Origin of the sequence: Asticcacaulis sp., assembly GCF_020217185.1 — a bacterium.
Classification (GTDB): Bacteria; Pseudomonadota; Alphaproteobacteria; order Caulobacterales; family Caulobacteraceae; genus Asticcacaulis.
The window spans coordinates 1-10,000 of record NZ_JAIWNX010000208.1; the positions used below are offsets into that span (position 1 = coordinate 1).

Here is a 10,000-nt window from a genome sequence, read left to right on the forward strand (position 1 = left end):
GGATGTGAAATCAAATCCGCGGCTCCGTGCTTGCCGTCCAAAGCCTTGCCTTATGTCTGATTATTCGGTAATTTGTATACCATATACCCGAACGAGCTGGTCCGGCAGATACCGCTTCACAGCTCTCATATTCAACGCTCGCGGCATTTGGAAGTGAAACCACCTGCCCCCAGGACGCAGACATGACCTTAAAGATCGCCTTTACCCGTCGCGACACGCTTACAAGCACAGCGGCCTTGTTTGCGGGCGCATCCTTGTCCGGCCCGGTGGCGGCCAGCGGCACACACGACAGGGTGACGTCCTTACCCTTGACCGATGTCCGACTGCTGCCCTCCCCTTTTAAAACAGCGGTAGACGTCAATGAAGCTTATCTGCTCAGCGTCAATCCCGACCGACTTTTGCATAATTATCGCAAATTTGCAGGCCTGACGCCCAAGGCTGAGCTTTACGGCGGGTGGGAGCGCGACACTATTGCCGGCCACAGTCTGGGGCATTACCTCTCGGCAATCTCCCTGATGTATGCCCAGACAGGCAATGCTGCTCTTAAGCTTCGCGCCGCCTACATCATTGACGAATTGGCCCTCGTTCAGGGGGCCCACGGCGACGGCTATGTCGCGGGTTTCACCCGCAAGCGCAAGGACGGCAGCGTTGTTGACGGCAAGGAGATCTTCCCGGAACTCATGGCTGGCGACATCCGTTCGGCTGGCTTTGATCTGAACGGCTGCTGGGTACCTCTCTATAACTGGCACAAGCTCTATGGTGGCCTGTTCGACGCCCAGACCTTCTGCGGACATGACAAGGCGCTGACGGTCGCGGTCGGGCTTGGCGTCTATATAGACAAGGTCTTCAGGGCGCTGAACGATGATCAGGTGCAGACCGTGCTTAATTGTGAATTTGGCGGTTTGAACGACTCGTTCGCCGAACTTTACCGGCGCACAAAAAACCCGCGCTGGCTGACCCTGGCACAGCGCCTCCACCATAAGCGCATCATCGACCCGCTCACCGCGGGTGAAGACAGACTGGCCAATAACCACGCCAATACGCAGGTGCCCAAGCTGCTGGGCGAAGCGACCCTCTTCGAGGTCACGGGCAATGAAGACAACCGCAAGGCCGCCAGCTTTTTCTGGGAACGGGTCGTCAATCACCACTCCTATGTGATCGGCGGCAATGCCGATCGGGAGTACTTTTTCGAACCCGATACCATCTCAAAACACATAACCGAAGCGACGTGCGAGCATTGCAATACCTACAACATGCTCAAGCTGACGCGGCATCTTTACGGATGGGAGCCGGATGCGCGCTATTTCGACTATTTTGAACGCGCGCACTTCAACCATGTGCTGGCCCAACAGAATCCGAAGACGGGCATGTTCAGCTACATGACGCCTCTGTTCACGGGTGCGGCGCGCGGGTTTTCTGATCCAGTCGATAACTGGACCTGCTGCCACGGTTCAGGGATGGAAAGCCACGCTAAACACGGCGAGTCTATCTTCTGGCAATCGAGCGATACCCTCTTCGTCAATCTTTACATCCCCGCCACCGCCCGCTGGGTGGCCAAGGGCGCGCGTCTTCGACTCGATACCGGTTATCCTTATGACGGGAACATCGTTTTCAGCCTTGGCAGCCTTCGCCGACCGACGAAGTTTAAGCTGGCCCTGCGTGTCCCCGCCTGGGCGAAAAGCGCCGATCTGACGCTCAATGGCAAAGCGGTTCGCTCTGCAAAGGAGGGCGGTTATCTGGTCATTGATCGGGTCTGGGCAGCGGGGGACACGGTCAGGCTGCGCCTGCCGCTGGATTTGCGCTTCGAAGCGACCCGCGACGATGAAAAGGTGGTGGCCGTGCTGCGTGGGCCGCTGGTGCTGGCGGCCGATCTGGGCAGCGTCGAAGAGGAATACAAGGCGGTGGAGCCCGCTCTGGTGGGTGACGACCTGCTGCCGGGCTTTAAGCCCGTCGCCCTCGAAAACGCACAGTTTCGCACCGAGGGTATTGGCCGCCCCGCAGACATGACGTTTGTGCCCTTTTATGCTCAGTATGAGCGTCGCAGCGGTGTCTATTTCAAACGCTTTACAGAGGCGCAATGGAAGGTCGAAGAAGCGGCTTTTCTCGCCGAAAAGGAACGCCAGCGGGATCTGGCCGCCCGCTCTCTAGACGTTATGCACCTCGGTGAAATGCAGCCGGAACGCGATCACAATCTTGAATCGGACGTGTCCTGGCCAGGCACCTATCGCGGGCGCAATGGACGCGATGCGCGGCAGGGTGGCTTCATGCAGTTCACAATGAAGGTGCGCAAAACGCCGGGCGTCGATGCCGGTCCGCTACAACTGCAAGCGACCTATTGGGGGAGCGACAAGCGCGCTTTCGACGTGCTGATCGATGGTCAAAAGGCGGTGAGCGTCACTCACACAGAGACCCCCCGACCTGGGGCGTTCTTTGACGAAGTCTACGACATTCCCGAAACCCTCACCAAGGGCAAGGAGACCGTCACTGTTCGTCTTCAGCCCACAAATGGCCGTTCGACCGGCATGATTTTCGGCCTTCGCCTGTTCACCGCCCGATAGAGATTCCCATGCGCGCCTTGATATCTGCAACCGCTCTGCTGGCCGTTTCTGCCCTTGTCTCGGTTGCCGAAGCCAAAGACAGTTGCGTTTCTGGTTCCTTCGCCGTGGTCTCCGGCACGCCTGAGGAAGCGCCTGTACAGTATGAGACCGAGCATTACGCCTTCAGATGGAAAGAGGGCGGGGTCAATAAGGCAGATGCCATCTCCGCCGGAGAGACGCTCGAATATATCTGGAAGTTCTATATGGACGGAACGAAGTTTGCCGTCCCGTACTGTGACACAGATAAAAAGCACAAGGCCAACATTAACCTAGATCCGAGCTTTGCGCTGTCCGGTGGGCCTACCGGAGAGCGCGATATGGGCATGTGGATCAATCCGCTGTCTCTGAAAGACAACTGGGGCCTCGCTCACGAATTTGCCCACGGGCTTCAGGGATCGTCGCGCGGCTTCCGGGATTCTGTCTATTCGGGCTGGTTGTGGGAAAATCATGCCAACTGGATGACGCATCAACTCCCCATCTTCCGGGATAACGTCCATTGCTCCGAGATGCTGGTTAACTTCCCCCACCTCTATTATGGCTCGACCCGCGATCGCTACTGTAGCTGGCAGTTTCTCGAATACCTGAAGAATGAGTTCGGTTATGAAGCCGTCAATCGCCTCTGGTCCGACTCTCTGAAGCCTGGTCAGGCAGGATACGAACTGGAAGACCCTTTTATTGTGCTGATGCGCACTCAGGGCTGGAGCCTTAGCCAACTGAATGATGTGTTTGGCAACTGGGCGCTGCATAATGTGAACTGGGACTACATCAATCCGGACGGCAGCGATCAGGGCCAAATCTATCGTAAGGCCTACGCTTCCTACGACCAGCGCGACGGCCAACGCTTCCTGCGAGTGACCCGGCTTGACGCCATCGATACGCAGAAGCGGCAATTTGCGGTGCCCTTCGATTGGGCGCCACAGCGCTGGGGCTATAACATCGTCAGGTTGTTCCCAGATAAAGGCGCAAAGTCGGTAACGGTTACGTTTCGGGGTGTGGTGCAGACAAAGCCGGCAAACCCGCTTCCAGGCCTTGAGCATGAACCTTCGACACTGGCTGATCCGGGGGCAAACTGGCGTTGGGGGGTAGTTGCCATCGGCCAGAATGGCCAATCGCGCATTAGCCCCGTTGTCGATGGGCCCGATGGTGACATGATCTTCCCCGTCAAGCCGACAGATAAGGCTTTATATCTCGTCGTAATGGGAGCCCCCGATATCTATCAGAAGATTCAATGGGACCAGCCCTGGCACTCCATTTATCGCTATCCCTGGATGGCAAGCTTCGAAGGGGCCATGCCGGAGGGATTTGAGCCAGATACTCCGACACCTACTGCCAAAGGACACCGACACCCGAATGGCGGCGGTTGGGTGGCCGATGGCGCGCAGGTCTCCGCGAGTGCCTATGTGGGTCCGCAGGCTCGTGTATTGAGTGGCAAGGTGCTGGATCAGGCACGCATCGAAGACCATGCCATAGTGAATGGGGGCGAGGTATCAGGTGAAGCCATCGTCGGCGCGCTTAGCCTTATCTCGAATGGCGTTAAGGTCACCGACAAGGCCGTCGTTCGAACCAGCTTTATGGGCATCGGACAGTTTGAACCGGGGGCGGTGATCAAGGGAACGGCAAAGCTCTATGGCGACGTCGAACTCCGGGGAGGCCCCACCCTTACACACGGTGCCTATAGCGGGTTCGTGGAGGGCGACAGCCAGCAGTCCCCTCAAAAAGGTGGAACTCTCGACAAGATTCCTCAAGAGATAACCCAAGAAAGCGAGCTAATGTGGCGCCCCTAGAGCATATCTGGATCTATTGATACCTAATGCTTCGGCTAGGTCCATCCGCACCGACCGAGCTATTTATCCCGACAAGACACATGCCATGTGGGTTTGCCCTTGGCGCGTAAATCTCGGCAGGTTGGCACCCCGACAAAATCTCACGTACTGCGCGGACGTATGTGAAACACCAAGGCAAGCGCCTGACTCTCACCCCTGATCGTTTATCCAGACTTGAGATTGCAGACCAGTAAAGCGTTGGCGGGGTCCGACCTCAGCTACTTCTGACTTTGTGCCGGGCGCGTAGTCGATATCGCCAGCGCCCATTTCGCTGGCCTGGCCACCGATGCGGTTCATCCGTGCATAGTTGGGGATGGCCAGCATGGGCGAGCCATCGGCCCATTTTCCAGTCAATGCCACCACGCCACCTAGCAGGTCTGGGCGCCATTGCGCCTTGATCGGTGCCTTGCTAAGAGGTTGGGTTATGCTTTTCTGGTCGGCGAGTTCAACGTTGTAGACTAAAGGCCCGTAGCCGAGGGCCACCTTGCCCCGGTCTTCTTCGATCTTCGGATCGGCATGGATTCGCTGCGGTTCCATCGGTATTTCGAAGGCAATGGTATCGCCTGCCCGCCACTCACGCGTCACAACCGCATAGCCATTGATGATCTCCGGCGAATAGGCTTTGCCATTGACGGTGAAGCGTTTCACACCGCTAATTTCCGGAGTAGCCGTATAGAGCGCGCTGGTCTGGCGGTTGGGCACGCGCACATGGACCGTAAAGGTCTTGGCTTCCTTGGGATTGACGGTGATCGAGACCGCACCATTCCACGGATAGTCGGTCTTTTGCACCATCTCGATATCGGTGCCAGCCACCTTTTCGACGGTGATCGTTGAGCCGATGAACATATTGACGTAGAGGCCAGCCTTATCCTTCACATAGGTCCAGGTCGGGATCATCAACAAGGTACGCGGGATATTGGCGACACAGCACGGACAGACGTGCCAGAGGGTGCGCTCGGTATTGATCAGGGGATTGGTGTAACAGAAGTTGCGCCCTTCGAGATCGGTCGATCCCAGGAGCGCATTGTACATGGTCTGCTCGTAGAGATCGGCGTACTTGGCGTCGTGGTAGCTGAGGTTCATCTTGTACTGGAAGAAGATTAGTCCGCAGCTTGAGCAGGATTCGCAGTAGGCGCCGTTGCGCAAACTGTAGTCCGGCCCGAACCCTTCAGAGGTCTCACCAGAGCCGATGCCGCCGGTGACGTAGTACTTGCGGTTGACCATATTGTCCCACAGCGAGGCCACCGCGCTCTGGTAGTCGCGGTCGCCAGTCTCGGCGGCAATGTCGGCCATGGCGGAATAGAAGTAGACGGCACGGACGGCATGGCCGAAGGCCTCATACTGCTGCACCGGAGGGAGGTGGCTCTGGTCGTACTCCTGGCCTCCGCGACGCGATTCCAGCAGGAATTTTGCCAGAGCGATATAGGCGTCGCCCCTGCTATTCCCCTCCTCGTCGTTGACGAAGCGGCCGAAGCGGACAAGGGCCTGCTCCATCTCCTGATGGCCATCAAACCATTCCTTTTTGCCCGGCCCGATATTGGCTACCCAGCAATCGGCCAGTTTCTTGGCCGCATTGTAAAGACGCAGGTCCTGACCATTGGTCAGAGTGTAGTGATTGATGGCGGATTCGATGAAATAGCCGGCGATGTAACCCTCGTGGTTGCTCCGCTGTTCGGGCGACCAGCGCTCTGGCCATTCTGCTTTCGGGGCCAGTGTCTTGGCAGTTTGAAGATAGCCGTCCGACTCCTGTGCGGCGAGGATAATCGGAATCCAGCGTTCCAGCGTCTCGCGCATCTTTGTCTGTGCCGCGATCATATCTGTGTCGCCCTGCGGATCAACCATCAGCGCGATGCAGATGGCCTCGACCGTTTCCAGCACCCAGGCATTTGAAAAGACGTAGCCTTTGTGCGGGCCATGCGGCTCGCCGCGATTGGCCTTGCCCGCTTCGATGAAGTTGTCGATACCGCCATTGCCGATGGTCAGATCGGTGCGTTCACAATAGTCGATGACGTGCGGAATCCAGTTGACGATCAGGGTCTTGGCGCGCGTATTCCACAGCGGGCTGTCGATACTGTAGCGTTTGGTATAGACGACATCGAGCCGCTGCGGCGGCGGCGCGGGCTGAGCATGGAGCTTAAGCGTCGAGCGGCTGACCTTGCCTCCGGTATGGGCTTCAAGTTCCAGTATATAGTCGCCGAGCGCCGAAACCTGCGCCGTGGTGACCGGGGCCTTGGGATCAGCGAAGGTGACGTCTCCCGGCCCGGACACCTTGCGCCACAGAATGCCGGCGTCGGCGGTCAAGGTCAGCCACTCGGCCTTGCCTCTCAGGTAGGTCTTACCGCCCATGACCACCGTGCGATCAATACCGGCCGCCACGGCCGGGGCGAACATCGGCACGGCCCCAGAACTCATGACTTTCCATTCCAGGATGCCGGTCGACAGTTTGCCGTCCGATACGATTTCCAGACGCAGTTTATCGGTCGTCACCGCATCGAAGGTGGTGATATTGAAGATGTCTTTCTTCGTAGCCAAGCCCTGAGCGTTTTTCACCGGCGTGAAAGCTGAGCCATTCCAATAGAGAATGCGACAGGCTTTCGGTGCGCCAACGCCTTGGCCATCGACCCACCAGTACACCTCGATGCGGTTGGTCGTAACCGGCTCGCTCCAGTCGTACTGCACCCATTCCGTGCCCGTCTTTGGCCAGTTGCCATACATGCCTGCCTCGGCATCGGCCGAGTTGGCAGGAGTGTTGCCGTCATTCAGCGCCGATACCCGGGTATCGCCGGAATGATAAGAGGTCGAAGCGGTCGCCACCTTAGCCAGATTGACCGGCGCGTCCGCCGCATGGCTAGGTGTTGTCAGCGACGCGATGCCGGAAAATATTGATATACCTGCCGCTCCGGCGAAAAAAGACCGCCGTGTGAGGGCAGCGCAAGCGCAATCTGAACCGCATTGATCGGAATGCTTGCCTTCAATAAATTTTCTGTGCATCGGGACGCCAAGGCCTGAGTGAACGATTTGGTATACAGTGTATACTCAGACAATTTTAATTGACAAGCTGTTTTCTTGGCACCCCAAGCCTCATTCCATGGGATCCGATGACGATCGAAGTGACCCGTGAGGGCTCGTACCGAAAGGCAATGGGTGCGCCCCCTCGAATGCGTCTAACTCCCTCATGAAACTGCCGAGAGGCTTGGCCTCTACGATGGCGGCATTGTTCGTCACCTTCGGTGTGCGAAGGGCAGAAATCATGGCTGTGGGATCGGTCTTGGCGCGGCTGGTCCAGATCGCGTATCCGAAGACCCGCCCCGCGAACGAACGCAGCCGGTGTGCCGTTTCGAGCCGGCCGCGGCGCTCCACCTTGCGCGCATCCTTCAGGCCGGTAACCGGGTAGGTGCCAAGGGCCAACGACATTTGTTTCCCGTTAAGACGGTATTTGTAGCACCAGAGCTTCGATCCGGAGGGCTTAATTAGGAGGAAAAGCCCCCCTCATCGAAGAGTTTGTACTCGGCGCTTTTGCTTTTAACACAACGGATTGCGGCGTCCGAAAGTGATATTTGGGGGTCTTGCTTTTGAGATTCGTCGCGAGACCCCCAAAAAGACCCCAAAAACGCCCGGCTGCGGGCGGAACGGGTCGGACTTCGGCGGACCTCACTGAGGCCCTAAACTATCAATTTTAAAGGATTTTTTCAACGCGGCGTACGCCACCGGAAGACGCAATGGTGCCTGGAGCCGGAATCGAACCAGCGACACGCGGATTTTCAATCCGCTGCTCTACCAACTGAGCTATCCAGGCACTCTTTGCATCAAAACGGCCTTGGTTCGCCGCCTCGGGAGGTCGGTCTAATAAGCGAGCCATTCGGGCTTGGCAAGCGCGCAAAGCAGGAAATTCGCAAAAAACCCGTCTAAACCGCGTCTTTGTCGTCAAAAGGTGAGGATAACTCCGCTGACGCCGCCGCCCCCTCCACTTCCGCAGCATCGGCCGCCAACGCCCCCGTGCCGCTGATGACGTATTCGCCCTTCAACCAGTGCATCAGGTCGGCATCGGCGCAGCGTTTCGAGCAAAAAGGGGAGTAGTCCTTCGCCGTATTGGGAAGGGTCTGGTCAGCGACCTGATAGTTGTGGCGGCAATAGGCACATGTGCGTTTCGTCATGTGGCCCATATAGGACGACTATCGCAGCGGAACAACCTCGGTCATCGCCGCCGTTTCGACGCTGAGACGGGGTGCTAGCGGGTCGAGGCTGTCTTTCAGGCACAGCCGCACCTGATCGGCCACCGGTCCCGGCGCGCGCAGACGGAGGCGTCCACCGGCATCCGAACGGGCTTCGGCCACGGCGCGCCACAGGAGACGCCGGGCGGCCCTCAGCGGCGTGTCTTCGGTGTGCGGCCGGGCGCCCCACGGCCGGCTGAATTCCAGCGTCCCGAAGCGGGTAATCGGCCCGCAGGCGATGGCGCGGCCCTCGGCTCCAAAGGCCGCCTGCACCAGCCCGGTCAGCTTTTCACCATTGTGTTTGTTGCCGATCAGATCGACCACCACCAGCCCGGCCAGATTGGACAGGCGCAGGCGGCGCACCACCTCTTCCACCGCCACCTCATTGAGGCGCTTGGCGGCCTGACGCGGCGTGTGGATCATCCCCTCCCCCGCGCGGCCCATGTCGATGTCGCAGGCGATCAGGGCGCGCGTCGGTTCGATAGACAAATAGCCCCCGCCGGGCAGGTCAAAGCTGGGCTGGGTCGCCTGCGCCTCGGCGATATCGAGGGCGTCGGGGTCTTCGGCGGGCTCCAAGCGGACCTGCGGGTCGATCAGACGCCGCGCCTGTTGCTTCAGGCATTCGATCAGAGTCAGCGGGTCCGACAGACGACGCGGAGGGCCTTCGCTGACCCCCAGCAGGCGGGCGCGCGGCAATTTGTCGGCACGGGCTTCGGCGGCGATTTCGACCTCGACCGCCGTGCCTTCGTTGAGCGCGTCCGGCTCGCTGAGGTCGGCCATAGCCTCCTGCCCATCGGCCAGCCTGAGAAAGCCGATCCGTCCCGACTTTGCGGTCAGGCGCGCCACCGAGCGCGTCCCCCACAGGGTCAGTGAGGGATCGAGCGCCGGGCCTTCGGCATAGAGCAGCGGCTGACCCTCACGCGCCACACAGGCACGCACCAGACCAAACCGCTGTTCGCTGTAAAGTTTCAACCCGCGTAACCCGCGCCGCGCAACAATTGCAGGGTCTCATAGGTCGGCAACCCCACCACCGACGGAAAGGAGCCGATCAGGTGGATGACAAAGGCGCTGGCGCGACCCTGAATGCCATAGCCACCGGCCTTGCCCAGACCTTCGCCGGAGGCCACATAGGCGTCAATCTCTTCGGCGCTGAGACGTTTGAATTGCAGCCGCGTTTCCACCACACGCGCCGACAGGCCCTTAGGCGAGACAAGAGCGACGCCGGTATAGACGCGGTGGCTGCGGCCAGACATCAGTTGCAGACAGGCGCGCACCTCGGCATCGGTTTCCGCCTTGGGCAGGATACGCCGCCCCACCCCGACCACGGTATCGGCGGCCAGAATATAGGCGGGCTCCGTAACCACAGCCG

6 protein-coding genes, 1 tRNA gene and 1 pseudogene are annotated in these 10,000 nt (G+C 59.1%); 2 read left to right on the top strand and 6 right to left on the bottom strand.

The genetic code is table 11. From position 1 onward, the window contains the following. Positions 1–182: 182 nt before the first annotated feature. Both LDL37_RS10265 and LDL37_RS10270 read left to right on the top strand, forming a co-directional pair. Positions 183–2,558, top strand: a complete 2,376-nt coding sequence (locus tag LDL37_RS10265; RefSeq protein WP_290797673.1) for a glycoside hydrolase family 127 protein — start codon at positions 183–185, stop codon at positions 2,556–2,558. A gap of 8 nt (positions 2,559–2,566) precedes the next feature. Then, positions 2,567–4,381 (top strand): Svx/AvrXca family virulence/avirulence protein, encoded by a 1,815-nt coding sequence (locus tag LDL37_RS10270; protein ID WP_290797676.1) that lies wholly within the window; start codon positions 2,567–2,569, stop codon positions 4,379–4,381. A 189-nt stretch (positions 4,382–4,570) separates the two neighbouring features. On the opposite strand, the gene LDL37_RS10275 is transcribed toward LDL37_RS10270, so the two are convergent. From LDL37_RS10275 to LDL37_RS10300, 6 genes and pseudogenes are all read right to left on the bottom strand, one after another. Further along, the gene (locus LDL37_RS10275; protein ID WP_290797679.1) at positions 4,571–7,135 is read right to left on the bottom strand and encodes a beta-L-arabinofuranosidase domain-containing protein; all 2,565 of its coding nucleotides are present in this window, start codon (positions 7,133–7,135) and stop codon (positions 4,571–4,573) included. A gap of 366 nt (positions 7,136–7,501) precedes the next feature. Beyond that, positions 7,502–7,897 (bottom strand): annotated as a pseudogene (locus tag LDL37_RS10280) (Arm DNA-binding domain-containing protein); the annotation flags it as partial. A 243-nt stretch (positions 7,898–8,140) separates the two neighbouring features. Continuing rightward, a tRNA-Phe gene (locus tag LDL37_RS10285) sits at positions 8,141–8,216 on the bottom strand. A 109-nt stretch (positions 8,217–8,325) separates the two neighbouring features. Next, positions 8,326–8,574 (bottom strand): DNA gyrase inhibitor YacG, encoded by a 249-nt coding sequence (gene yacG, locus LDL37_RS10290; protein ID WP_290797682.1) that lies wholly within the window; start codon positions 8,572–8,574, stop codon positions 8,326–8,328. 18 nt (positions 8,575–8,592) lie between these two features. After that, positions 8,593–9,603 carry a ribonuclease E/G gene (locus tag LDL37_RS10295; protein WP_290797685.1) on the bottom strand — a complete coding sequence of 337 codons (1,011 nt, stop codon included), beginning with the start codon at positions 9,601–9,603 and terminating at the stop codon, positions 8,593–8,595. Then, on the bottom strand, positions 9,600–10,000 hold a 401-nt coding region (locus LDL37_RS10300), incomplete at its 5' end, for a Maf family protein (RefSeq protein ID WP_290797687.1). The genes LDL37_RS10295 and LDL37_RS10300, both read right to left, overlap by 4 nt.

What these genes read in the sequence shown, in the direction of transcription:
- yacG (WP_290797682.1), bottom strand. Translation starts at nt 8,574, where the DNA reads ATGACGAAACGCACATGTGCCTATTGCCGCCACAACTATCAGGTCGCT.
- LDL37_RS10270 (WP_290797676.1), top strand. Translation starts at nt 2,567, where the DNA reads ATGCGCGCCTTGATATCTGCAACCGCTCTGCTGGCCGTTTCTGCCCTT.
- LDL37_RS10265 (WP_290797673.1), top strand. Translation starts at nt 183, where the DNA reads ATGACCTTAAAGATCGCCTTTACCCGTCGCGACACGCTTACAAGCACA.
- LDL37_RS10275 (WP_290797679.1), bottom strand. Translation starts at nt 7,135, where the DNA reads ATGTATGGCAACTGGCCAAAGACGGGCACGGAATGGGTGCAGTACGAC.